18 protein-coding genes and 2 pseudogenes are annotated in these 25213 nt (G+C 34.0%); 12 read left to right on the top strand and 8 right to left on the bottom strand.

Annotated elements, in window-relative coordinates; genetic code table 11:
* Positions 1-10 precede the first annotated feature (10 nt).
* The gene (locus tag ADIWIN_RS09195) at positions 11-1126 is read right to left on the bottom strand and encodes a formylglycine-generating enzyme family protein (RefSeq protein ID WP_020897752.1); all 1116 of its coding nucleotides are present in this window, start codon (positions 1124-1126) and stop codon (positions 11-13) included.
* Positions 1127-1384: 258 nt separating this feature from the next.
* A complete protein-coding gene (locus ADIWIN_RS09190) occupies positions 1385-4039 on the bottom strand; it encodes a T9SS type A sorting domain-containing protein (protein ID WP_040756821.1) in 2655 nt (884 codons plus the stop codon).
* Between the two features lie 432 nt (positions 4040-4471).
* On the opposite strand from ADIWIN_RS09190, the gene ADIWIN_RS09185 reads away from it, so the two are divergent.
* Complete coding sequence (locus tag ADIWIN_RS09185; RefSeq protein WP_020897750.1) at positions 4472-4870, top strand: VOC family protein; 399 nt, start codon at positions 4472-4474, stop codon at positions 4868-4870.
* An 84-nt stretch (positions 4871-4954) separates the two neighbouring features.
* Here the strand turns inward: ADIWIN_RS09185 and ADIWIN_RS09180 are convergent, their stop codons facing one another.
* Positions 4955-6238: a UDP-N-acetylmuramoyl-tripeptide--D-alanyl-D-alanine ligase gene (locus tag ADIWIN_RS09180; protein WP_040756819.1), complete on the bottom strand. Its 1284-nt coding sequence runs from the start codon at positions 6236-6238 to the stop codon at positions 4955-4957.
* A gap of 148 nt (positions 6239-6386) precedes the next feature.
* Positions 6387-8066, bottom strand: coding sequence for a gliding motility lipoprotein GldJ (gene gldJ / locus ADIWIN_RS09175; RefSeq protein ID WP_152487240.1), 1680 nt, complete (start codon positions 8064-8066; stop codon positions 6387-6389).
* Positions 8067-8388: 322 nt separating this feature from the next.
* On the opposite strand from gldJ, the gene porU reads away from it, so the two are divergent.
* The 8 genes and pseudogenes from porU (at position 8389) to ADIWIN_RS09135 (ending at position 19073) form a co-directional block, all read left to right on the top strand.
* Positions 8389-12249 carry a type IX secretion system sortase PorU gene (porU, locus tag ADIWIN_RS09170; RefSeq protein WP_020897747.1) on the top strand — a complete coding sequence of 1287 codons (3861 nt, stop codon included), beginning with the start codon at positions 8389-8391 and terminating at the stop codon, positions 12247-12249.
* Positions 12250-12314: 65 nt separating this feature from the next.
* Entirely contained in the window at positions 12315-13556 is a 1242-nt protein-coding gene (gene porV / locus ADIWIN_RS09165; protein ID WP_020897746.1) for a type IX secretion system outer membrane channel protein PorV, read from the top strand.
* 78 nt (positions 13557-13634) lie between these two features.
* Positions 13635-14117, top strand: coding sequence for a cytidine deaminase (cdd, locus tag ADIWIN_RS09160; protein WP_020897745.1), 483 nt, complete (start codon positions 13635-13637; stop codon positions 14115-14117).
* A gap of 119 nt (positions 14118-14236) precedes the next feature.
* Entirely contained in the window at positions 14237-15238 is a 1002-nt protein-coding gene (pdhA, locus tag ADIWIN_RS09155) for a pyruvate dehydrogenase (acetyl-transferring) E1 component subunit alpha (RefSeq protein WP_040756815.1), read from the top strand.
* A gap of 3 nt (positions 15239-15241) precedes the next feature.
* Positions 15242-16869 (top strand): annotated as a pseudogene (locus ADIWIN_RS09150) (pyruvate dehydrogenase complex dihydrolipoamide acetyltransferase).
* 105 nt (positions 16870-16974) lie between these two features.
* A complete protein-coding gene (locus ADIWIN_RS09145; RefSeq protein ID WP_020897741.1) occupies positions 16975-17952 on the top strand; it encodes a M28 family metallopeptidase in 978 nt (325 codons plus the stop codon).
* Complete coding sequence (locus tag ADIWIN_RS09140) at positions 17945-18628, top strand: SDR family NAD(P)-dependent oxidoreductase (protein ID WP_020897740.1); 684 nt, start codon at positions 17945-17947, stop codon at positions 18626-18628. The genes ADIWIN_RS09145 and ADIWIN_RS09140 overlap by 8 nt, the downstream gene beginning before the upstream one ends.
* Before the next feature lie 31 nt (positions 18629-18659).
* Positions 18660-19073, top strand: coding sequence for a hypothetical protein (locus ADIWIN_RS09135; RefSeq protein WP_020897739.1), 414 nt, complete (start codon positions 18660-18662; stop codon positions 19071-19073).
* A 19-nt stretch (positions 19074-19092) separates the two neighbouring features.
* On the opposite strand, the gene ADIWIN_RS09130 is transcribed toward ADIWIN_RS09135, so the two are convergent.
* Together ADIWIN_RS09130 and ADIWIN_RS09125 are read right to left on the bottom strand one after the other, a co-directional pair.
* On the bottom strand, positions 19093-19389 hold the full coding sequence (locus ADIWIN_RS09130; protein WP_020897738.1) for a chaperone modulator CbpM: 297 nt from the start codon (positions 19387-19389) through the stop codon (positions 19093-19095).
* Between the two features lie 2 nt (positions 19390-19391).
* Positions 19392-20279: a DnaJ C-terminal domain-containing protein gene (locus ADIWIN_RS09125; RefSeq protein ID WP_020897737.1), complete on the bottom strand. Its 888-nt coding sequence runs from the start codon at positions 20277-20279 to the stop codon at positions 19392-19394.
* A gap of 215 nt (positions 20280-20494) precedes the next feature.
* Here ADIWIN_RS09125 and ADIWIN_RS09120 point away from each other — a divergent pair, with 215 nt between their 5' ends.
* From ADIWIN_RS09120 to ADIWIN_RS22335, 3 genes and pseudogenes are all read left to right on the top strand, one after another.
* Positions 20495-21094, top strand: a complete 600-nt coding sequence (locus ADIWIN_RS09120; RefSeq protein ID WP_020897736.1) for a SprT-like domain-containing protein — start codon at positions 20495-20497, stop codon at positions 21092-21094.
* Positions 21091-22173, top strand: coding sequence for a mannose-1-phosphate guanylyltransferase (locus tag ADIWIN_RS09115; protein ID WP_020897735.1), 1083 nt, complete (start codon positions 21091-21093; stop codon positions 22171-22173). Before ADIWIN_RS09120 ends, ADIWIN_RS09115 begins: the two co-directional genes overlap by 4 nt.
* A 3-nt stretch (positions 22174-22176) precedes the next feature.
* Positions 22177-23675 (top strand): annotated as a pseudogene (locus ADIWIN_RS22335) (DUF389 domain-containing protein).
* Between the two features lie 3 nt (positions 23676-23678).
* Here ADIWIN_RS22335 and ADIWIN_RS09105 read toward each other — a convergent pair.
* Positions 23679-24446, bottom strand: a complete 768-nt coding sequence (locus ADIWIN_RS09105) for an ABC transporter ATP-binding protein (protein ID WP_020897732.1) — start codon at positions 24444-24446, stop codon at positions 23679-23681.
* 2 nt (positions 24447-24448) lie between these two features.
* The gene (locus ADIWIN_RS09100; protein WP_040756813.1) at positions 24449-25186 is read right to left on the bottom strand and encodes an MlaE family ABC transporter permease; all 738 of its coding nucleotides are present in this window, start codon (positions 25184-25186) and stop codon (positions 24449-24451) included.
* Positions 25187-25213: the final 27 nt, after the last annotated feature.

Below are 25213 nucleotides of genomic sequence, written 5' to 3'. Positions count from 1 at the left end.
AAAATAGACGTTATTCTTTAGAAGCTAACATATCTGGTGTTGCTACTGTTCTAAAGCCCATATGATCGGATCCAGAATCTACAGAAACACCCATTTTAGCCGATATTCTAAAACTAGCACAGTAAGAGGCATGGCACAAAAAAGACCCACCTTTCATCACGTGTTCTACTTGGTACGGATTATTAGGATTAAAATGTGTAGCTGCTCCTTTAGGATTTACAATCGGCTTAGACGTGTCTAATTCACTGTAATATTTTACACTAAAAAAGTCACTAGTTATTTCCCATACATTTCCAGCCATGTCGAATAACCCAATACTATTTGAAGGATATGATTTTACAGGAGAAATAAATTCAAACCCGTCTTCAGAATCATTACTCGTAGGAAACACACCTTGCCAAGTATTAGCATTCGCATCTAATTTTGCAGCATCGTTACCCCAAGTAAATATGGTGTTTGTGTTTTTTCCTTGGGCAGCAGATTCCCATTCTGCTTCAGTTGGTAAACGTCTGTTTGCCCATTCGCAATAGGCTAAAGCATCTTGGTAAGCCACATGTACTACCGGATAATCATCTTTACCTTCAATAGTAGTATCCGGACCGTCAGGATGTTTCCAATCGGCTCCTGTTTTCCATGTCCACCATTGTCCGTAGTTCTCCATGTTTACAACAGCATTCACATCTTTGTTAAAAATTAAACTTCCAGGTTGTAGAATAGAATCATGAGGTTTTGGTGTGTTTGGAGGTAATTCTTTTTTCATTTCTTCCCAATCAATCTCGCGTTCTGCTATAGTTATATAGTTAGTAGCTGCCACAAAGGCCTTAAACTGCTTATTAGTAACTTCTGTGATATCCATAAAAAAACCATCAACAGTAACCCAATGTGCAGGTTTTTCTCTTGGCATGGCATAATTATCGGTGTCTTTAGCGCCTTGTAAAAAGGTTTTCTTCTCTACCCAAACCATACCTTCAGGTGTGTCGACTTTTGAAGTTGGTTCCGCTTTAGTTTCAGCTTTGGGTTCTGGTGATTTTTTGTTTTCTACGTTTTTACAGCTATAAACTGTTGAGCCAAGTAATAAAATAAGTGAAAAATAAGTGAACTGTTTTGCTATGTTTTGATAATACATATGTTTTTGGTTTTAAAGATAATTATTCAGAATGGTGTTTTTATGGTATTAACGTAATAATTGAGTCGTTGTTCAATAAATCAATTAATATTTCATTTGTAAATAAACTAATTTTGAATCATACTATTGCAAGTGTTTTTTGTTAATTTTTACGATTAAAAAAACCGCAATATTTAAAAAAAATATCACGGTTTTTCTGCTATTAATCAATTTAGGGTAATGTCTATATTTAAAAAATTAAGACATCAATTATACATTTTATTTTATGATAATCTTTTGAGTTCTATTTTGTGTATTACTTTTTAATTCAACAATATAAATTCCTGATTTTAAAGCATTCACATTTATAGTATTTGTTGTGTTAGACGTGTTTAATGCGTTCTGTACTATCAATCGTCCTTGTACATCGTAAATAGCAGCTGTCGTATCTGAGTTTAATTGCCCTTTAACTACGACTGTTTTTGTGGCTTGTTCTGAATAGATATTTAAACCATTTAACAAGTTATCTTCTGTAGATAATGTTGAAGAAGAAAAATGCACATAGAAACGACCTGTTCCATTTAATGTACTAGCTGGTGTAAATACATAATCACCAGTATTTAGTATAGTCCATGTATTGGTAACATTATCTTCAAGATATACATTAATATTAGAAGGTATAGAAACCGTTTCCGTATCTAAGCCAATAGTTAATTGTATACCTGCTTCTCCTTTAATACCAAGTGGAACAACTACATCGTTAAAATCGTTGTATGGTAAAGCTTGAATAGCCATATCAATTCCTGTATTGTTTTCTACAAGATTAGTGTAGATGCCATTAGATGCACCAACATAAGCACCTGCATCGTAACCTGGGTCTAAACCACGAGTTTGGTTGTCTACAAAATAGATGTCGGTAGAATAGGTGTCAGAAGAATTACTTAAATGCAATTTTGCTAAAGCGATGTTTAGATTATTAGCTGAGCGTCCTTGTATAAAATCATCAGAAGAACCAATAGTTCTCATAGCCGGTGTGAACGTTACAGTACCACCACCTGTTTTAGTTCTCACAAAGAAACCTTGACCAGGAGCTAATTTTTCTCCATTTAAACTATTCCAAACTGTCCAACCATCTGAAGCATCACCGTCATAACCATAGATGGCTTGAAAAGCTCCGGTATCAAATTGATCTCTGTTATCCGTGAAAAAAGTATTAAAATCTAAATATGAAGGATAAGGGTTTCCGATTAAGTTCCATTTACCATAAGTGAGATCACCTCCATCTGTAAGCGTTACTGGCACATCTATTGTTGGTGAATCTGGTTGTGCTTGAAATACAACTGTACCTCCACTATTAGTTGCTGCTCTATAGCCTTTACCAGGAACTATATCATCATTTGCATTAGTTGAAGTATCCCAGTTTATATATACTCCATTAAGTTGATCAAAAGGACCAAATAATTTTTGCGTTGTTGTAGAAGGGTTTTCGACAAGATTAATGCTGGATGCTTCAAAACTACTAAATGTTTGAGAAACTGGAGACGCTACCAAATCATTACCTGATGTTACAGGATTTACCCACTTATTATATCTAATATTACCAGTAATATTTCCATTTAAAATTAAACTACCAGAACTCGCACTAGAAGAGCTTGCTCTAAGTGCATCTTTTGTTATTGCATCTCCATTTACAATAAGCGAATACCCAGGCTGAACATCTAAAATTTCTTGAACTCCACTAGTATGTTCTATTGTTAAATTATTTATTTCTACGTTAGAATTCAAATCTACTTTACCATGTATTACTACATTATCAGTTGATAAAGAAGGGATTTTTCCACCTACCCAACTAGAAGCATCTTCCCAATTAATATCCTGACCTGCCGTTGTAGTATATGTATTGTGTATAATATAACCATCAGCATCTTGAGTAAATGTACCATCTGCAGGTTCTAATCCATCTAGAAGCCAAGTGTCTAATATGGTTTGAGATACCGTAGTTGATGATATTCCTATTCTAAGCACTCCAGATGCATAGTTTTGCAAATCTACCACCCCCGTCATTATACCAATTCCTGAAAACGCAATTTCTGTCGAAGCTGGAGTAAAGTTTAAAGCTAAAGGTCTTGTATTTACTATTAAGGTAGCCATATTGTTCTGACTTTGGCTAAATGTAACCACAGATGAACCGTTTCCTTGTGTATCTCGGTTAATACCACCCAGATAATTATTTATTCCAGTAAAAGTAACATTACTATTACCTTCTAATTCTATAGATGTTGAAACACCAGGAATTATAGTTGTAGTGTTAAAAAGATATGAATTCTTTCTAGTTCTAAAACCTCCTGTAAATCCAGATAAATCTGAAGTGCTCCCAAAAGTTGCTCCTCCATCATCTCCTCCTGTTATGGCATAAAAAACACCACTTCCAGTTATTACTCCATTAAATTCAAAAGGGTTAGATGAATAATTTTGTATATTAAGACCTAAAGTACCTGTACTAAGCGTATTGCCGGCTGCGAAAATAGTTGTAGCGTCTTGTGCATTTTTAAATCTTTTAGATACACTTATCGTTATGTTACAATCAAAAGTAACAGTGCCAGTAGCAGCATTATTTTGCATGAGATAATTACTATCAGTTCCACTTGGAGTAGTTAAAGTTAATGTAGAATTTGAAGCACTACTAATTGTTAAAGCATTTGATATTACCAAACTTCCAACACTTGTATCAGTATTTATATCTACACTAGCCTCTAGGGTTGCAATACCAGTTGCATCTGCCATTATACCATCTGTCCAGTTAGCTGCTATAGACCATAAGCCATCTCCAGTGCCATTATTATTTGTATAAGTGCCATTGGTCTGGGCATTTAGTTGAAAGCTGCTTAAGCTGATTACAGCTAAAAGCATAATAAATTTTAGGGGGTGGTTCATAAGATTTGGGGGTTTATTAAAATATAATGCAAAAATAAGGCTTTGAAGTGGTTTTGCTTTGCTTAATTCACCCAAATTCAGACTCATTTCTTGTGACTATAATGGTAGATATGATTGGTGTGCTGTAGGAATTTTAATAGCTGCTGTTTCTATAGTGTTGTTTTGTAGTATGGTATGATTTTTAAAATAGATACCAATTTTAATAGTTATGAAGTCAATACTACATTAATTATTTGTCTTTGGAGTGGTAGGAGTATTTAAATTGAATGTATTGATGGTATAAGTCTTAAATAATATGTGTTAGTAACGAAGCTTTTGTTAATTTTTTTAGGAAAGGGATTGAGCAATAAATACTATGAAATCAGCTAATAGATTAGAATAAATTTAAATAAATTGAGATTCACAATTTGTTAAACTTAAAAATCTAAAAACATGAAAGTACAAGCATATTTATCGTTTAAAGGAAATTGCCAAGAAGCATTAAAATTTTATAGTGAATTATTTGACGCTGATATTATTAACCGTCAAACCTACGAAGACAAAAAAATAGATGTTCCATCTTCTTACAGAGATAAACTACAGCACGCTGAGTTAAAAGGGAAGAATGTTTATTTTATGGCTTATGATGTCTCTCCCGACACACCGCTCAATAGCGGAAATCAATGCCAAATGAGTATTGAAGCATCTGATAATGCTGAAGGAAAACGTCTTTTTGAGGCCTTATCCAAAGGTGGACAAGTGCATCACAATTATCGCGAAAGAGAATGGGGGTATTTTGGCCGCTGTACTGATAAATTCGGAATTGGTTGGATGGTCAATCATAATCAATAAGAATTTGCGATTAAGTACAATTAACAAACAACCCTTTTGAAAGATATTTCAAAAGGGTTATTTTATTTAAAAAAAATAGATACTTTATAATAGTTCTAAAATCCGCTCTAAAGCCATACCACGAGAGCCTTTAATTAAAACCGTTGAATTATTAAGTTGAAGCGTTTTAAAATGCGATTTTATAGCTTCGAAGCTAGAGAATTTTTGAGTAGAATCTTTTGTTGTTGTTGTTTTATAGAAATTCTTTCCAATAATATAAACATCTTTTTCAAAATTAGACTCAATATAATCTACAATGAATTGATGTTCTTTATCTGCATCTGCGCCTAATTCAAACATATCTCCAAGAAAGAGAAACTTGTTGTCAGCATCTAATTGCTTTAAGTTTTTAAGAGCGGCTAACATGCTTGTTGGGTTAGCGTTGTACGCATCTAAAATTATTTTGGTCGTTCCTTTTTTAATAATTTCAGAGCGGTTATTGTCTGGCTGATAACCTTCAATAGCTTTTTTAATGTTATCTGTAGTGACATTAAAATGTTTTCCGACTGCAACTGCAACTGCTATATTTCCGTAGTTATAATCGCCTATAAGCTGACTTTTAATCTTATTACCATCATATAAAAGTGTCACATTGGGATTAGCGCTTTCAAAAGAAATGGTACAGTCATTTTCTAAACTATTACCGAAAGTGATAATCTTAGAGTAATCTCCGATTTGTTGTACCTGTTTCTCATCATCCTCATTTATAAATGCTGTTTTCTCATTCAGTTTTATATAATCATACAATTCTGATTTTGCTTTAATAACTCCTTCAATACTGCCAAATCCTTCAAGATGCGCTTTACCGAAGTTAGTAATTAAACCATAATCGGGTAGTGCTATGCCACACAAAAACGCGATTTCGTTTTGGTGATTGGCTCCCATTTCAACAATTCCGAAATCCATATCTTTCGAAAAACGTAATAAAGTTAATGGTACACCGATATGGTTGTTTAAGTTTCCGATAGTAGCGTTTACATTGTATGTTGTATTGAGAACAGCATTAATAAGCTCTTTAGTTGTTGTTTTTCCGTTACTACCTGTTAATGCTATGATTGGAATGTTAATCGCTTTTCTGTGATGTCTCGCGAGCTCTTGTAGGGACGCTAGTGCGTCATCAACGTATATACAGTTATCATTTGTTAAAGCATCAACATCATCTACAACGCAATATTTTGCACCACCAGCAAAAGCTTTGTCCACAAATTTATTTCCATTAAAATTGTCTCCTTTTAGAGCAAAATACATGCAGTCTTGTTGAAGTTTTCTAGTGTCTGTTGCGATAGATGAACAGGTTTTAAACTTTTGATATATAGTGTCGATTTTCATAGGTTGATAATTATTAAGCTATTACATGCCGTTCTTTAGTCATCGTGTATTAGAATAATGAGGACTTCAACATGATTGTTTGATAGGTTTAAAAATAAAAAGTCCTGATATATTTATCAGGACTTTTTAAAAAAATATTTAAAGCTTCTTAATTTCGTCTTTTTCCTCCGTCTTCACTTTTAGATCCAACTCTAGAAACAGCACATCTAAAACCAATATAGTCTGTTGCCATATCTTGTGGGAAATAGCGACGTTGAGCTGGGTCAATCCAGTATGCTCTGTCTCTCCAAGAACCACCTTTATAAACTCTCACTTCATCGTTAATTAATGAAGTTCTGCTGTTGGATTGGTCATACTCTCTAGTCATAGTTCCTTCTACAGAATCAATTTGAACCGAATGTTTAGGAGAATTGTACATCTTACTAGTTGCACTCTTGTCACCTTCAGATTCGTCAAAACTTTCTCTGTAGTAACGTGAAGAACGCTTATCTCCATCTCTAAAGTTTCTGTTATCACTTTGACTAAAGTTAGTTCTTAAATACGTTTCGTCCTCATCAATTGGAACTCTAGCAATTTCACCAGGTAAATCTCTAGCGATAATTTTACCGTTGCTTAATGTATCATATACAATATCATCAACAGTTACAATTTTTACTGTACCATCTTCGTTAATTGCATTTTTAGAATAAACGTTTCCTCTATAGTAGTTAAAATCATTAAATTCATCATCTACAATAGGTCTGTAAACATCAGCTACCCACTCAGCAACATTACCAGCCATATCATATAAACCGTAATCATTTGGTTCGTATGTTTTAACTTCTGCAGTAATATCAGCACCATCGTCAGACCAACCTGCGATTCCACCATAATCACCTTTACCTTGCTTAAAGTTAGCCAATTGATCTCCACGATTTACACGTTTTCCAGATCTAGTATACTGACCATCCCATGGGTATTTTTTACGACCTCTATATACGTTATATTGACGTAATTCACTCATACCTAAAGCGGCATATTCCCATTCAGCTTCGGTAGGAAGTCTGTATTTTACAGGAATTAATCCAGATTCTCTATTAGCATAAATATTGATAGGGTTACCATCGGCATCCGTTTGCTGTCTACGTTGTCCGCCTTCTAATACTTCTGCATTACCACCATATGTTTGTGATGGTGCATTGATGTATGTATCTGTACTAAATGTGCTTTCTGCGCTTACGTCTGTGTATTGTGCATCTCTTTTGATGTATCCTGCTTCTTGTAAAGACAATTCTGCAACACGGTCAGTTCTCCAATTCGCATATTCTACGGCTTGGATCCAACTCACACCAACTACAGGGTAGTTTGCATAACCTGGGTGACGCAAATAGTTTTCGGTCATCATTTCGTTATATCCTAAACGATTTCTCCATACCAATGTATCAGGAAGTGCTCCTTTGTATATTAAAGCATAGTTAGGGTCGTCTGGTGGGTATACATTTTTTAAATAATCTAAATAAAACAAGTAGTTTACATTCGTAACTTCTGTTTCATCCATATAGAATGACTGTATATGCTGTTGTGTTGGAGTGTTATTCCAATCGTGCATTGGGTCATCTGCTACTTTACCCATTGTAAAGGTTCCACCTTCAACAAAAGCAGTTCCAGGAGGAGTTTCCTGCTCTTTGAATTGTGTGTTGTACTGAAAACCACCTTGTTTATCGTTGATTTTCCAGCCTGTGGCACTATCTACGTTGCCAGAATTAGAAGAACGATTACAACTCACAATTGTGGCGCAAAGCGTTGCTGCTATTAAAAATTTTAGGTTTGAGACATGTTTCATATCCATACGTTTAAGTAAGCTCGTTTAATTTTAGAGTCGCAATATAACAATTAAAGGTAAACCGACAACTTTTTTTTGTGTCTAAATTTAAAAAATGATGCATTTCATCCTTTTTTTTGAACATAACAACGGATTTTTTTCAATTTATCGATGTATTTTGCCCTTTAATAACGAGCCTAGAAATGATTTATTGTTGTATTTTTGAAATAAAAATTGTGTAGTCATAATAACGTCTCGTATAAGTCGTTATTTTATTGTGAAATATAGGATGTGTTATATGAGACTTATCTTTATAATTCTATTTGAGACGAAAAACGAAAATGAATAAATGAAAAACTGCTATTTAATCTCTCTTCTCTTATTTACTGTGCTTTGTTTTGGGCAGCAAAAGCAATTTAATATAAATTGGGATGGCTATAAGGTTTTAGAAACTAGTTATAGTAAAATTGAAGTCCCTGCTTTTGATGACAATAATTTTAATTATAATGACGATACTGGTTTAATCTTTTTTGACCAATGGGAAAGTAACGGGAGTCAAATTGACCAAAATTCGGTTGCTGTTACCAATATTGTATATGAAACAATGTCGTCTAACGAATTAAAAGATTTAAATCCAAAGCTTATTCCCGTGTCTCCGAGGTATAAGATGCATACGACTAACGCTAGAGGAAAGTATAGTAATTATTTTGAATTAACTCCTATTATTAACGATAAAGGGATTTATAAGAAAATAACAACTTTTACGGTAAATTATAATGTGCTTTCTAGTCGTTCTGCTAATGGTGCAATGGGGGTCAATGCCATTACAAATTCAGTTTTAAGTTCCGGACAATGGTTTCGATTTTATATAGAAGACTCAGGTGTCTTTAAATTATCTAAGAGTTTTTTGGGTGGTTTAGGGGTGAATACAAATTCTGTTGATCCAAGAACCATAAAGATTTATGGTAATGGAGGACGAATGCTGCCATTAGAAAATTCTGAAAATTATCCTTTTGATGTTGTAGAGAATGCTGTGAAGTTTATAGGTGAGGAAGATGGGCGTTTTGATAATGCCGATTATATCCTTTTCTATGGAGAAGGTCCTAAAACCTATAGTGAAGAAAGTGAAACAAATTTAAACTTATATACAGATAAGACTTATTACTATGTTAATGTTAGTTCTGGTAATGGTAAACGTATTCAAAGTATGCCTACGCTTAATGGTGCCGCTACTATTGAAATTGATACGTTTCAAGATTACCAATTTTATGAAGTTGATGAGTATAACCTTGCAAAGTTAGGTAGACGCTGGTTTGGTGATGATTTTGATATTGAAAATCAGCGTTCTTATGAGTTTGAATTCCCGAATTTACTAACAACTACTCCAGTAGACTTTCGTATTGCTGTCGGGTCTGTTTCCGAAGTGCCTACAACCATGAAAGTTACAATTAATGGTAATGAAGTTACAACTTTAGGGCTTTCAGCGATATCGCCAGGCTCAGTTTTAGGAACTGCTGCGGCATACAATCAATCCCAAAATATAGCTTCAGATGTTATTACGGTAACTTTTGATTATAATAATAGTGGCAACCCATCTGCAAATGCGTTTCTAGATTATATTAATATTGAAGCCACTCGTAGTTTAAGATATGAAGGCGATCAATTAGTTTTTAAAAATAAAGAGGTCATTACTACACCCGGAATAGCACAATATAATATTGCAAATACAAACAATATTAGAGAAATCTGGGATATAACAGACCGTTTTAATGTGAGTACAACGGTAAATTCAGATAACGCGAGTGCTATGTCTTTTAAAGCACAGTCTGGAGAAGAAAGAACATATTTAGCTTTTTCTAACTCAGATGTGTTTTCGCCTAAAGTAGATTCTAGGACCGTAGTTTCAAATCAAAACTTAAAAGGCACGATTTTCACCAATAATCAAGGTGAATTTGAAGATATTGATTATATCATCTTGGCACCATCTCAATTTTTAACACAGGCAGAACGCTTAGCTGAGATTAATAGAAATCAATACAATTTGAATGTAAAGGTGGTTGATTTACAAACGATATATAATGAGTTTAGCACCGGAAGCCAAGATATTGCTGCATTGCGTAATTTTATTAAATATGTATATGACAATGCAAGCACGCCAAGTAAACGGTTAAAATACCTTTGTTTATTTGGGGACGGTTCTTATGATTATAAAAATAGAATAAACAATAATACAAACTTGGTACCATCATGGTATACTACAAGTAGTTTTAGTTTAACGAGTTCATTCGTTTCAGATGATTTTTATGCCATGTTAGATGATAATGAAGGCGGCATGATTAATTCCATTGACCGAATGGATATTGCAGTGGGTAGAATTTTAGCAGAAGATGTGCAACGTGCTAAAGAGATGGTAGATAAAATTAATACTTATTACCAACCAGAAGCTTATGGCAGTTGGAGAAATAATATTCTTCTTATTTCTGATGATGTTGATGAGGCTTGGGAGCAAAGATTACAAAAAACGACCGATGATTTAGGGACGACGCTAGATGAAGAAAAACCATTTTTAAATGTTGTAAAAATTCATTCGGATGCCTTTGAACAAGAATCTTCAGCGGCAGGAAATAGATATCCTAAAGTTAATGATGCTATAAAAGATGCTATTGAAGTTGGCGCTTTAGTAGTTAATTATTTTGGTCATGGAGGTGAAGATGGTATTGCTAAAGAACGAATTTTTGATAAAATAGATTCGCAAGAGATAAACAACATTTGTAAATATAATTTGTTTATCACCGTAACTTGCGAATACACCAAATTCGATGATCCAAACAGAGAAACCGCAGGTGAATATACCTTTTGGAATACAAATGGAGGTGCTGTGGCTTTAGTGACTACAACACGACAAATTATTGTAACCGTTGGTGAATCTTTAAATAATGTATTAGATGATTATTTATTTGCATTTGGTTCTAGAGAATACGTTTCAATGGCAGAAGCATTGCGTTTAACAAAGACAGATAATAATATCGCTGGTTCTAGTCAAAAACGATTAGTGTTCTTTATTGGAGATCCTGCTATGAAATTAGCTTTTGCGCAACCAGATATTAAATTAACCAAAGTAAATGATGTAGAAATTACACAGCCTATCGATGTTCTAAAAGCGTTAAGCTATACAAAACTAGCTGGTGAAGTGGTAGATACAAACGGCAATGTATTATCTAATTATAACGGAACATTAACAGCAACGGTTTTTGATAAAAATATTGAGCGTCAAACATTAGCTAATGATGGCGTTACAGATACTAGCGGGGATCTTATTATAATGGATTTTAATACGTTAGGCGAAGTCATATTTAAAGGCCAAGCAAGTGTCGTAAATGGACTGTTTGAATTTGATTTTATTGTGCCAAAAGATATCGGAATTCCGGTAGGTAATGGTAAAGTGAGTTTTTATGCGCAAACCGCTAACCCCATTTCGGACCAGGCAGGTGCAAATTTTGATATTCAAATTGGTGGTATTAATGAAAATGCTCCCGAGGATAATATCGGACCGGTCATTAATTTATATATGAACGATGAAAATTTTGTTTCAGGTGGTATTACAAATGAATCGCCAGTTTTACTAGCAAAGCTTCAAGATGATAATGGTATCAATACAGCAAGTGGTATTGGTCATGATATTACGGCTATAATTGACGGAGATGAAACCAATCCAATAGTTTTAAACAACTATTACCAAGCAAATGTAGATGATTATACCAATGGTGCAGTATCCTATCCATTTAGAGACTTAGAACCTGGTTTACATACCTTGACTTTAAAAGCTTGGGATGTTTACAATAACTCTTCAACCGTCGAAATTCAATTTATTGTTTTCGATAAAGATGAAGAATTAGTTATTAATAATGTTTTAAACTACCCAAACCCATTTGTGAGTTATACTGAGTTTTGGTTTAATCACAATAGTGTAGAGCCGCTAGATATATCCGTGCAAATTTTTACGGTTTCGGGTAAATTAGTAAGAACTTTAAATGGGCAAACTTCAGGTGGAAGCAAAGCTGTAAGTTCTTTATCGAAAGACATTATTTGGGACGGAAGAGACGATTTTGGGGATAAAATCGGAAAAGGAGTCTATGTCTATAAACTAAAAGTGAAATCTAATCGTTTAAATAAACAAGTTGAAAAAATTCAAAAACTTGTCATACTATAATAATAATTTATATTTGCTAACGAATTAATACTATCTAATAGGTGTTAATATTTCAAAAATTGAACATGAAGAAACATTTTATAACCCTTATCGCACTCGTAACAATTGGTTCTACCTATGGTCAGACAGTAATTCTACCAGATAATTTTGATAGTAGAGTAATCACTACAGGTTTACCATTTATGTTAATCGCACCAGATGCTAGATCTGCATCATTAGGAGATATGGGAGTCGCAACATCAGTAGATGGGTTTTCACAACAATACAATCCAGCAAAATATGTGTTTTCTGAAACAAAGCAAGGTGTTAGTTTAAGTTACACTCCGTATTTAACACGATTGGTAAATGATATTTCACTGAGTTATGTAACGTATTTTAATAGAATAAATGAGGTCAGTGCCTTTTCTGTAGGACTTAAGTATTTTTCTTTAGGTGAAATTGTATTAACTCAAGATGCTAATGATCCAGGTACAGCTGTAAAACCGAATGAGTATGCTATAGATGGTGCTTATACATTACGATTAAGCGATCAGTTTTCTATGGCAGTAGGATTGCGATACATGAGGTCTGCTTTACGAATAGGGCAAGTAGATTCTAATGCACAACCTGGTAGTACTTTTGGTGCTGATATTACTGGTTACTATCAAAGTGAGGAAGAAGCTTATAACGATTATAATGGCCGTTGGAGAGCAGGTTTTGCAATTCAGAATTTAGGGCCAAAATTTAAGTATGATGATGCTGGTAACGATGTGTTTCAGCCAACAAACTTAAGACTAGGGGCAGGTTTTGATTTTATATTTGATCAATACAGTACACTAGCAGTGACTGGTGAGGTTACTAAATATTTGGTACCAACACCTCCTATTTATGGTAATGAATATGAATTTACAGATAATAATGATAATGGAACGTACGAGGAAGATATAGATGACATAAGTACAAACCCAATTAGAAGGGATATTATTATGTCAGGTCAGAATCCAGATGTTAGTTTTTTAAACGGAGTGTTTCAATCGTTTGGTGATGCACCAGGAGGTTTTAGTGAAGAGTTAAGAGAATTCACGTGGGCGTTGAGTGCAGAATATACATATCAAGAGAACTTTTCTTTGAGAACAGGTTATTTTAATGAAGCCGATGATAAAGGTGCACGTAAGTTTTTTGCACTTGGTGCAGGTTTCAAATACACTACAATAAATGTTGATTTATCATATTTATTTTCAGCATCTAAAATTCAGAGTCCATTAGAAAATACGCTACGTTTCTCACTGACCTTTAATTTTGGTGATGGTGAATACACTGAATATTAAAATTTATAACTAAATTAGATATTAAAAACTATTGTTTATTAAAGCAATAGTTTTTTTGTCTAAAATAAATTGCAAACTATGAAGGAAGTCAAAATAGAAACCACATTACAAGTCTATGATGATATAAATGAGCTTCCTAAAGCCATTCAAAATTTAATGACTACGGCCATAGAAGCTAGAGAGAATGCGTATGCACCGTATTCAAAATTTAACGTAGGAGCTGCTATTTTGTTAGATAATAGTATTGTTGTTATTGGGAGTAACCAAGAAAACGCATGTTTCCCTTCGGGATTGTGTGCAGAACGCACAGCAATATTTTATGCAGGAGCAAAGTATCCTAAAGCTAAAATTCTGAAAATGGCAATAACGGCTTCATCACAAAATCAAATTACGAATAAGCCTATTCCACCATGTGGTGCATGCAGGCAATCTATCGCAGAATACGAAATAAAACAAGATCAACCCATCGAAATTTATTTTATGGGAGCAGAAGGTAAGGTTGTAAAATCAAATTCTTTAGCTAATTTATTGCCGCTTCTTTTTGAAAGTTCAGTTTTATAAGGTTTTCATTGCAATAAATTCAGTAATAACTTATTTTTTTTATGATATACTGTTTCTTCATTATTGACTAATGTGTTATTTTTGTTATTCTATTTTATTTAAAAAGAACTCATCAAGAAATGCAAAAAATAACTAAAGAAGTTTACCTAAAGTGGTACGAGGACATGTTGTTCTGGCGAAAGTTTGAAGACAAGCTTGCCGCAGTTTATATTCAGCAAAAAGTTAGAGGATTCCTTCACCTGTATAATGGCCAAGAGGCGGTATTAGCAGGAGCTTTACATGCTATGGATTTAACCAAAGACAAAATGATTACTGCGTATCGTAATCACGTGCAGCCAATAGGCATGGGTGTAGATCCAAAACGTGTTATGGCAGAGTTGTTTGGAAAAGCAACAGGGACATCTCAAGGTCTTGGTGGTTCTATGCACATTTTCTCTAAAGAATTTCGTTTTTATGGAGGTCACGGTATTGTTGGAGGTCAAATTCCTTTAGGAGCTGGTATTGCATTTGGTGATAAATATCACGATAAAGATGCTGTAACCATTTGCTGTTTTGGTGATGGTGCTGCAAGACAAGGTTCGTTGCATGAAACGTTTAACTTAGCAATGCTTTGGAATTTACCAGTCGTATTCGTTTGTGAAAACAACGGTTATGCCATGGGAACTTCAGTAGCACGTACAGCAAATCATACCGATATTTGGAAACTAGGTCTTGGTTATGATATGCCTTCAGGACCAGTAGATGGTATGAACCCTATTAAAGTTGCAGAAGCTTTTGATGAAGCTATTCAACGTGCAAGAAAAGGTGGTGGACCAACATTTTTAGAAGTGAAAACGTACCGTTATAGAGGTCACTCAATGTCTGATGCGCAACATTATAGAACTAAAGATGAGGTTGCTGAGTACAAGAAAATTGATCCAATTACACAAGTAAAAGATATTATTCTTGAAAATGAATATGCTACAGAAGCAGATTTAAAAGCAATTGACAAGGACGTTAAAAAACGCGTTGCAGAATGTGAGAAATTCGCAGACGAATCTCCATATCCTGAAAAGAATGTGATGTACGATGTTGTATATGAGCAAGAAGATTACCCATTTATAGACCACAAAATTAAGTAAACTATGGCTGAAGTAATAAATATGCCGCGTTTGAGCGACACCATGGAAGAAGGAACTGTTGCCTCTTGGTTAAAAAAGGTAGGTGACAAAGTTGAGGAAGGCGATATTTTAGCTGAAATCGAAACTGATAAAGCAACTATGGAGTTCGAGTCTTTTAACGAAGGTACGTTACTGCATATTGGTATTGAAGAAGGTGAAACTGCCAAAGTTGATACCCTTTTAGCTATTATAGGCGAAGAAGGTGAAGATATTTCTAGTTATTTAAACGGAGATGCCGCATCAGACGACTCTGAAGAAGTAAATTCTGACTCTGAAGAAAAAGAAACTGAAACTGAAACTGAAAGTTCTGATTCTAGTGAAGAACAAGAATTACCAGAAGGAGTTATCGTTGTTACCATGCCACGTTTAAGTGATACCATGGAAGAAGGAACAGTTGCTACTTGGTTAAAGAAAGTTGGCGACGAGGTTGAAGAAGGTGATATTCTTGCTGAAATTGAAACAGATAAGGCAACAATGGAATTTGAGTCCTTCCAGTCTGGAAATTTATTATATATCGGTTTAGAAGAAGGTGAGTCTGCTAAAGTAGATTCATTATTAGCTATAATAGGCCCTAAAGGAACTGATGTTTCTGGGATTGCTAAAAACTTTAAATCTGAAGGAGCAGAACCAAAGAAAGAAGCACCTAAGGCAGAAGTTAAAAAGAAACGCCAAAAGCTGAAACTAAAAAGGTTGAAGAAAAGAAAGAAGCTCCAAAAGCTTCAACTTCGACGTCAACTTCAGGACGTATTTTTGTGTCTCCATTAGCTAAAAAAATGGCTGAGGAAAAAGGTGTTGATTTAAATCAAGTTAAAGGTTCTGGTGAAAACGGTAGAATTGTAAAGAAAGATATCGAAAACTTTACACCTGCTGCACAAGGAGCTTCTGTTGGTAAATTTGTGCCAACGGGTCAAGAAGATTTTGATGAAATACCAAACTCAAACATGCGTAAAGCGATTGCTAAAAACTTAGCGAAATCTAAATTTACGGCACCACATTATTATTTAAATGTGGAGTTTGATATGGAAAATGCCATTGCATTTAGAAAGCAATATAATTCTATTCCAGATACTAAGATTTCTTACAACGATATGATTGTAAAGGCATGTGCTTTAGCATTAAAGCAGCATCCTCAAGTAAATTCACAGTGGTTTGATGATAGAATGAAATTAAATAACCACGTACATATTGGTGTAGCAGTTGCCGTACCAGACGGTTTATTAGTGCCTGTTGTTAAATTTGCGAACGAGCAAAGTTTAACTCAAATTGGTGGAGCTGTTAAAGAATTAGCAGGTAAAGCTAGAAATAAAAAGTTAGGACTAGACGAAATGGAAGGTAGTACTTTTACAATTTCTAACTTAGGAATGTTCGGTATCGATAGTTTTACATCAATTATCAATCAACCTAATTCGGCAATCTTATCTGTTGGAAATATTGTTGAAAAACCAGTCGTTAAAAACGGGCAAATTGTAGTGGGTAATACCATGCAACTTTGTTTAGCTTGCGATCATAGAACGGTTGATGGGGCTACAGGTGCTCAATTCCTTCAAACTTTGAAAGGTTATATTGAAAACCCATTAACAATGGTTGTGTAAATATCATACAGCACTCTAAATTTAGAGTATCTATATAATATAATCCTGATTTGATAATTTTCGAATCAGGATTTTTTTATCTTTAAACACAAATAAAACATAATGATGAAAAAAATACTTTCACTAGTCTCAATCGCTTTACTTTGCTCATGTGCTTTTAATGTAAATGCACCAGATGGCACACCTGGAAAAGATGGTGAAAATGCTAAACCTATTATCTCACAGGAAGCTATTAAAGCCAGTATGGAATATTTAACTTCGGACGAATTAGGAGGAAGGGAAACAGGAAGTGAAGGCCTTGAAAAAGCAGCTGTGTTTATTGAAGAGTATCTAAAATCTAATGGAATTAAACCGTACTTTAAAACGTATCGCGATTCATTTAAGCTAAAAGATATAGACGCCTATAATATTGTGGGTGTAGTGGAAGGCAATGATCCTAAACTTAAAAATGAATATGTAATTCTAGGTGGTCATTACGATCATATAGGAATAGGGAAAGTTGTAGAAGGAGATTCAATTGCAAATGGTGCCAATGACGATGCTTCTGGTACTATTGCCGCTATGGAATTTGGCGCCTATTTTGCCAAAACAAAAACCAACAAACGTAGTATTTTAATAACCTTATATGATGCGGAAGAAAAGGGATTAAAAGGCTCAGCACATTTAGCGGCACGTTTAAAAAATGAAGGTATAAATGCCTATTCAATGATTAATTTTGAAATGATAGGTGTACCCAGAGCTTCAACTGAAGCGATGGCTTATATGAGTGGTTACGAGCGTTCTAATTTTGCAGAAACTTTAAATAGATATGCAGGCGAGGAAGTTGTTGGGTTTTTTCCAGGAGCAAAAAAGATGAATTTATTTATGAGATCAGATAACTTTCCTTTCTTTAAAGAGTTAAATATGCCTGCGCATGCCATTTCAACTTTCGACTTTACAAATTTTGATTATTATCATCATGTATATGACGAAGCCGATAAAATGGATTATGTACACATGGCGAATTTTATGAATAAAATGATTCCTGCTTTAGAAGGGATGATGAATGCACCAACAAAAGAAGTGGTTTTAAACGATGAGTAAAAATATAATAATTACAGGAACGAGCAGAGGAATAGGATTTGAATTGGTTCATTTATTAGCGGATCAAGGTCACAACGTTTTAGCCTTATCTCGAAATGCAAAACCAATCTCTAATCTTCATTTTGATAATATTTCATCATTTGCATTTGATTTATGTAATGAAGACGATTACCAAAACGTAGTAGATTTCGTTAAAAGTGAATGGAAACATGTTGATATTTTGATTAATAATGCAGGCGCTATTATTAATAAACCTTTTGCAGAAACAACATTTAAAGACTTTGAAAAAGTATACCAAACCAACGTATTTGGTGTTTCCGAATTAACCAGAACGGTTCTTCCTTTTATGAAAAGTGACGGACATGTAGTTACGATTAGTTCGATGGGAGGCATTCAGGGAAGTATGAAATTTCCAGGCTTATCTGCCTACAGTTCTAGTAAGGGAGCTGTAATTACTATGACGGAATTATTAGCGGAAGAATATAAAGAAACAGGGCCACAATTCAACGTATTAGCATTGGGCGCTGTACAAACCGAAATGTTAGAAGAGGCATTTCCAGGGTACAAAGCTCCAACTACAGCTATAGAAATGGCAAGGTATATTCAAGATTTTGCTTTAACCGGAAATAAATATTATAACGGAAAGGTGTTGCAGGTTTCTAATTCTACACCTTAGAATTGAATTTTTAGCTTTAGTCTATTTTTCAATGAATGCTATAACATTACCTTTTCATTTAATTATTCCTGCATTAATCTCTATTCTAATTTTAGGATTTATAGGTTATAACAAGAAACGGCTATTTGGAGCAAGTAAATGGAAATGGTTCTGGATTAGTCTCACTACTTTTTTATTTTTATATGTTGTACTCATTGGAAGTGCCATTTATTCAGGTGTTTCAGCAGAATTGGCTTTGCAGAAATTTGATTTGAATAAAGATGGTTTTTTTAGCGGAGACGAAATTTCATTGGAACAGCGCGCTGCAATGAAAAAGGTGACGTCAGATACGGGAAGAAATTTCATCGTTATAACTGGACTATTATTTTCTGGAATGATAGCAGTTGTTGTTTTTGTCGTTGGAAAAACGGCGGAATACCTTAAAAATAGAAAAAGAACAAATTAGTAGGTTTTAAAAACGGTTCCTAACCGTCTTCAAACCGTTTAAGTTTATTCTGAGCCGTAATTAATTCAGATTTTAAATCATCAATTTTTTCCAAAAGATTAAATACAGCATCAATACCTTCATAGTTAAGTTGAAGATCTTGATGTAATCGAATCATTTTTTCTACATCTGCAATCTTATCTTGATGGATACAATAGGTCTTTTCTACTGAAATAAATTCAATGAGGCCATACTCATTCAATCCCGTAAAAAAGGACATTTCAACTTGGTAATGCGTACATAGACTCGGTATGGGTATTAAATGTGTGTTTTGCATAACTATTGTAATTTTGCCAGTTCTTCAAAAAGTTCTTTTTCCTTATCAGATAGTTTTTTTGGTAATTCGATATTATACGTAATGACCAAGTCACCAAATTGTCCTTCTTTTTTATAAATAGGAAAGCCTTTACCTTTCAATTTGACTTGAGTCCCATTTTGGGTTAGCGGTTTTATAGTTAGCTTTACTTTACCATCAAATGTATCAAGGATAACATCTCCTCCTAAAACGGATTTATATACATCGAGATTTACGGTTTTATAAAGGTTTGAGCCATCGCGTTTAAAATCCGTATTGTTACTGATATTAAATTCAATAAGTAAGTCACCATTAGGGCCACCATTTCTACCTTCTCCACCTTTACCTTTAATTTTTATAATTTGTCCATTGGTAATTCCAGCAGGAACTGTTAAGCGTATGTTCTTACCATTAACGGTCAACACACGTTTCTCTGTGGTGTAAACGTCTTTAAGGTTTAATTGCAATTGTGCATTAAAATCTTGTCCTCTAAATTTAGTATTGCCAGACCGGTTTCCAAATCCTCCTCCAAACATGGATTCGAAAAAATCAGAGTACTCGCCATCTCCGAAATCCTGAGGTCTGGATGAACGTTGGTAATGTTGTTGCTGATCTTGTTGTTTTTGGGCCTGGTCGTAAGCTTCACCATGTTGCCAATTTTCACCGTATTTATCGTATTTTTTTCGATTTTCGTCGTTGCTTAATACTTCGTTAGCTTCATTAACTTTCTTAAATTGTAATTCAGCCTCTTTATCATTAGGGTTTAAATCGGGGTGATGTTTTCTTGCCAATTTTCGGTAGGCTTTTTTGATATCACTTTTGGTTGCACTTTTATCTACCCCAAGTATTTTATAATAGTCAATAAATGCCATAATTTTAAATTCTGTGAATAATTGTGAGTATTAAATAGCGTCTAGCTAAGTTAATGGTTTTTTAGACTAATATCAAGATAAGTGCTATTAAGAATATATATTAAATGCTTTGTGTACTTCAATTAGCTTTTTCATTATTCTCATTACAATTGTAGCGTTCATTTTGATTAGAAAAAGACTTAAAAAGTAATAATTTAACGCTTATTTTTGCACTAATGCAAACACATCTTTTAAATTTTATTCCTACTGCGGCACAACCAATGATTATAGAGCTTTTAGCTATTGATCATTTAGTCGTAAAAGTGAAAAATGAGCGTAAAACTCGGCATGGAGATTATAGAGAATTGCCCAATGGAAAACATCAGATTACGATAAATTCTAATTTAAATGTATATCGTTTTTTAATAACATTAATTCACGAAATTGCGCACTTTGAAGCGTATAAAAAACACGGTAGATTTATTAAACCGCATGGAAAAGAGTGGAAGCAGACTTTTCAACATTTAATGTTGCCGTTTTTTAGTCCAGAAATTTTTCCTTTAGAGTTGTTACCATTATTGGCTAATCACTTTAAAAACCCAAAAGCGTCTAGCGATACAGATACGCAGCTCGCCTACGCCCTAAAGCAATATGACGAAAGTAATGATAAGACCTATGTCTTTGAAGTGCCACTAGGTAAAATGTTTAAGTTGTATAATGGAAGAATTTTTAAACAAGGTAAACAAAGAAGAAAACGGTTTGAATGTTTAGAAGTTAAAACAGGTAAGTTATATTTGTTTAACCCTAATGCAGAAGTTGAATTATTAGAAGAATGAAAAATAAAAATTATTACGCCATTTTAATGGCAGGAGGAGTTGGTTCAAGATTTTGGCCTGTAAGTACGCAAGATTTCCCTAAGCAGTTTCACGATATGCTTGGTACTGGAGATACCTTAATACAAAAAACATTTCATCGCTTAGCACAGTTAATTCCGGAAGAGAATATTTTCATATTAACCAACGAACGTTATAACGACCTCGTTTTTGAACAATTACCAAACGTTACAAAACGACAAGTTGTTTTAGAGCCAGCAATGCGTAATACGGCTCCTTGTATATTATATGCAGCCTTAAAAATTCAGAAAGAAAATGAAGATGCTGTAATGATTGTGGCTCCGAGTGATCATTGGATTGAAGACGAACAAGCATTTTCTAATAACGTAAAAACAGCTTTTGAGTATTGCGAATCCAACGATGCATTAATGACTTTAGGTATTACTCCTACATTTCCTAATACAGGTTACGGTTATATTGAATATGATAAATCTGCAACGACAGAAATTAAGCAAGTCAATCAATTTAGAGAGAAACCAGATTATGAAACAGCAAAGACTTTTATAAGTCAAGGAAACTTCTTGTGGAATGCAGGGATTTTTATGTGGAGTGCGAAATCAGTTATTAAAGCTTTTAAAAACAATCAACCAGAGTTATTTAAATTGTTTGAAAGCGGTTACAGTATCTATAATACTGAGCACGAAGATGCGTTTATAAAAGAGAATTATCAAAAGGCTGAAAACATATCTGTAGATTATGCGCTTATGGAAAAGAGTGATAATGTTTATGTGATTCCTGCAACTTTCGATTGGAATGATCTGGGAACATGGGGAAGTTTATATGATAAATTAGACAAAGATGAAAATGATAATGCAGTGGTTAATGCTAAAACATTATTAGAAGATTCTAATGGCAATATGATTCGATCTAAAGCGGGTAAAATTGTTGTTTTAGATGGATTAAAAGATTACATAATTGTTGATAAAGACGAAGTTTTACTTATCTTTCCTAAGGCAAAAGAACAAGATATTAAAAAAGTACTTCAAAATGTAAAAGCTAATTTTGGAGAAGAATATGGGTAAACTATGAGCGACGAAAATAAATTCAATTTTTCTGAGGAAGAGAATTCTCAGGTGACCAATGAGATGAATAAGGAAGCTGCCGTTGAAGAAAAAAAAGCTGCGGTAAAAAAAGACGCTCAAGGTTTATTTGCTAGTATAAAGACATTTTTAAGCGAATTGCTCGATTTTAGAGATGATACGGATAGAGATGCTACGATTACAGCAATAAAAGCAGATATTCCATTCAAAGGTGCAACAGCTTGGATTTTGGTCTGTTCAATTTTTGTGGCATCTATTGGTCTTAATGCAAACTCTACAGCGGTTGTTATTGGTGCCATGTTAATTTCGCCATTAATGGGGCCGATTTTGGGAGTTGGTCTTTCAATCGCTATCAACGATATTGATACCTTAAGAAAATCGCTTATCAATTTAGCCATTATGATTGTGCTAAGTTTATTAACCGCATTTTTATTCTTTTGGTTATTTCCGTTAAGTGCAGATACGTCTGAACTCTTAGGGAGAACACGACCTGATATACGAGATGTACTTATTGCCTTTTTTGGAGGTTTAGCGTTAATAATTGCACGAACTAAAAAGGAACTATCGCTTCGGTTATTTTTGGTGTTGCTATTGCAACAGCCTTAATGCCACCTTTATGTACGGCTGGTTATGGCTTAGCGATAGGGAACTGGGAGTATTTTGGAGGAGCCATGTATTTATTTACGATAAATACCATTTTTATCGCCTTAGCAACATTTTTAGTATTAAAGTTGTTGCGTTTTCCAATGTTAAAGTATGCCAATTCCGCAAAGCGAAAACGAACTTCTCGATTTGCAATGCTAGTTGCTGTGGTAGTTATGCTTCCAGCAATTTGGACGTTTTTAACTGTGTTGCAGGAAAGTAAATATAAAAGAGATTTTGATAGTTTTGTTAAAAGTGATATTGAAAACAATGACAACCTTTGGTTACAACGAAAGGATGATGATTTAGATTCTGATAATAAAATAATCCGCTTGCATTTTAATGGAGATGTAAGCGATGAGATGGTTTCAGCTTTACAAAACGATATACATAAATACGAAAGCATTAAAGATTTTGAATTAATAATAAATGCCAATAAAACCAGAAGTGCAGACCGCTTAATGGAATCATTAGATAGAGCTTATGCAGAATCAGATCGGAAAGATAATGTCATTGATAGACTGCAAAAACAAATTGAAGAATTACAAGCTAATATCTCTAATTTGAATAAAGTTATAGAGTCTAAAAGCACCGATCAAAACGCTGTGTCGTTTAGTTCGCTCTCTCGCGATGCTAAAATTAAGTTTAGTGATTTAGAGTATTTTGGTTACGCTAAGATGTTGGAATCTAAAGACTTTATTAATATAGATACTATTACAGTAGCGAACGTAAGATGGAGGGTTCAATTAACCGATAGCATGGTTTACGTAAAGGAACGCAATTTGCAAAAGTGGTTAAAAAACGAACTGAAAGTAGATACTGTGTTTATTAAGCGTAACTAAAGATTATTCGCTTTCTTCAAGATACATTTTACGTACTTTTCTAAATAACTCAGAAGAATATACAAAGTTGGTTACAGCTTCGTTATCGGTTCTAAATATCGTTTCACTAGAGCCTTCCCATTCTAATAAGCCATTTTTTAGAAAAACGATTTTTTCTCCTATTTCCATAACAGAGTTCATATCATGTGTGTTAACCACTGTTGTGATATTGAACTCTTCCGTGATTTCTTGAATTAAGTTATCAATAACTATGGCTGTTTTAGGATCTAATCCAGAATTTGGTTCATCACAAAATAGATATTTTGGTCGGTTCACAATAGCTCTGGCTATCGCAACACGTTTTTGCATTCCACCAGAAGCTTCACTTGGCATTTTTTTGTGAGCGTCATCTAGATTCACACGTTTTAAAACCTCATTAACTCTATCTTCCATTTCGCTTTTGCTCTGTTTTGTAAACATGCGTAATGGAAACATTACATTTTCAGCAATAGTCATGGAGTCAAAAAGCGCACTTCCTTGAAAAACCATTCCCATTTCTGAACGTAAATTGGTTTTTTCATCTCTTGATAATTCGCTGAAGTTTTTTCCTTCATAAGAAATGGAACCACTTTCATATTCAAATAATCCAAGCAAGCATTTTAAAAATACGGTTTTACCGGAACCACTTTGGCCAATAACTAAGTTGGTCTTTCCTTTTTCAAAAGAAGTTGTTATTCCTTTTAAAATTTGGGTGTCTCCAAACGATTTTTTTAAGTCTTTAACTTCTATCATAATTAGCCGAGTAATAAACTGGTTAGTAAAAAGTTGACAAGTATAATCATAACACTAGTCCAAACAAAAGACGTTGTACTAGCCTTACCAACTTCTAAAGCTCCACCTTTCATAAAATAGCCATAATACGATGGTATAGTTGCTAATAAAAAGGCAAACACAAAAGTTTTTATAAAGGCATAAAAGAAGTGGAATGGAATGAAATCCATCTGAACACCTTCTACATAGTCTTCCATAGTTCCGTAACCGCCATAAACACATGCCATAAGTCCACCTAAAATTCCTAAAAACATAGCAATAGAAATTACAAATGGATAGAGTGTTAAAGCTATAAATTTTGGAAAAACGAGATAGTTAATGGCATTTATTCCCATAACTTCAAGAGCATCAATTTGCTCTGTAACACGCATTGTTCCTATACTCGAAGTAATAAAAGAACCCACTTTACCAGCCATAATAATGGAGATAAAAGTTGGTGCAAATTCTAGAATTATGGACTGTCTTGTCGCAAAACCGACTAGAGATTTTGGCATTAATGGACTCGTCATATTCAACGAGGTTTGGATGGCCACAACGCCTCCAACAAAAAATGAAATAAAGGCAACAATGCCTAGAGAACCAATTATAAGATCATCAATATCTTTCAGAATTAAAGGTTTCATCACTGACCACTTTGTGGGTCTGCGAAAGATGTCTTTAATCATTATAAAATAGGTGCCTATATTATGTAGGTAAGTCATGTTATATTTTCTTAATGCTAAAGTATA

The organism is Winogradskyella psychrotolerans RS-3, assembly GCF_000427335.1.
Taxonomy (GTDB): Bacteria; Bacteroidota; Bacteroidia; order Flavobacteriales; family Flavobacteriaceae; genus Winogradskyella; species Winogradskyella psychrotolerans.
Note: the sequence above shows the minus strand (reverse complement) of the source record. Positions and strands in the feature narration are given on the sequence as shown.

What these genes read in the sequence shown, in the direction of transcription:
- ADIWIN_RS09145 (WP_020897741.1), top strand. Translation starts at nt 16,975, where the DNA reads ATGAAAAAAATACTTTCACTAGTCTCAATCGCTTTACTTTGCTCATGT.
- cdd (WP_020897745.1), top strand. Translation starts at nt 13,635, where the DNA reads ATGAAGGAAGTCAAAATAGAAACCACATTACAAGTCTATGATGATATA.
- ADIWIN_RS09125 (WP_020897737.1), bottom strand. Translation starts at nt 20,279, where the DNA reads ATGGCATTTATTGACTATTATAAAATACTTGGGGTAGATAAAAGTGCA.
- ADIWIN_RS09185 (WP_020897750.1), top strand. Translation starts at nt 4,472, where the DNA reads ATGAAAGTACAAGCATATTTATCGTTTAAAGGAAATTGCCAAGAAGCA.
- ADIWIN_RS09130 (WP_020897738.1), bottom strand. Translation starts at nt 19,389, where the DNA reads ATGCAAAACACACATTTAATACCCATACCGAGTCTATGTACGCATTAC.
- ADIWIN_RS09180 (WP_040756819.1), bottom strand. Translation starts at nt 6,238, where the DNA reads ATGAAAATCGACACTATATATCAAAAGTTTAAAACCTGTTCATCTATC.
- ADIWIN_RS09105 (WP_020897732.1), bottom strand. Translation starts at nt 24,446, where the DNA reads ATGATAGAAGTTAAAGACTTAAAAAAATCGTTTGGAGACACCCAAATT.
- ADIWIN_RS09195 (WP_020897752.1), bottom strand. Translation starts at nt 1,126, where the DNA reads ATGTATTATCAAAACATAGCAAAACAGTTCACTTATTTTTCACTTATT.
- pdhA (WP_040756815.1), top strand. Translation starts at nt 14,237, where the DNA reads ATGCAAAAAATAACTAAAGAAGTTTACCTAAAGTGGTACGAGGACATG.
- ADIWIN_RS09190 (WP_040756821.1), bottom strand. Translation starts at nt 4,039, where the DNA reads ATGAACCACCCCCTAAAATTTATTATGCTTTTAGCTGTAATCAGCTTA.
- ADIWIN_RS09120 (WP_020897736.1), top strand. Translation starts at nt 20,495, where the DNA reads ATGCAAACACATCTTTTAAATTTTATTCCTACTGCGGCACAACCAATG.
- ADIWIN_RS09100 (WP_040756813.1), bottom strand. Translation starts at nt 25,186, where the DNA reads ATGACTTACCTACATAATATAGGCACCTATTTTATAATGATTAAAGAC.
- porU (WP_020897747.1), top strand. Translation starts at nt 8,389, where the DNA reads ATGAAAAACTGCTATTTAATCTCTCTTCTCTTATTTACTGTGCTTTGT.
- ADIWIN_RS09115 (WP_020897735.1), top strand. Translation starts at nt 21,091, where the DNA reads ATGAAAAATAAAAATTATTACGCCATTTTAATGGCAGGAGGAGTTGGT.
- porV (WP_020897746.1), top strand. Translation starts at nt 12,315, where the DNA reads ATGAAGAAACATTTTATAACCCTTATCGCACTCGTAACAATTGGTTCT.
- ADIWIN_RS09140 (WP_020897740.1), top strand. Translation starts at nt 17,945, where the DNA reads ATGAGTAAAAATATAATAATTACAGGAACGAGCAGAGGAATAGGATTT.
- gldJ (WP_152487240.1), bottom strand. Translation starts at nt 8,066, where the DNA reads ATGGATATGAAACATGTCTCAAACCTAAAATTTTTAATAGCAGCAACG.
- ADIWIN_RS09135 (WP_020897739.1), top strand. Translation starts at nt 18,660, where the DNA reads ATGAATGCTATAACATTACCTTTTCATTTAATTATTCCTGCATTAATC.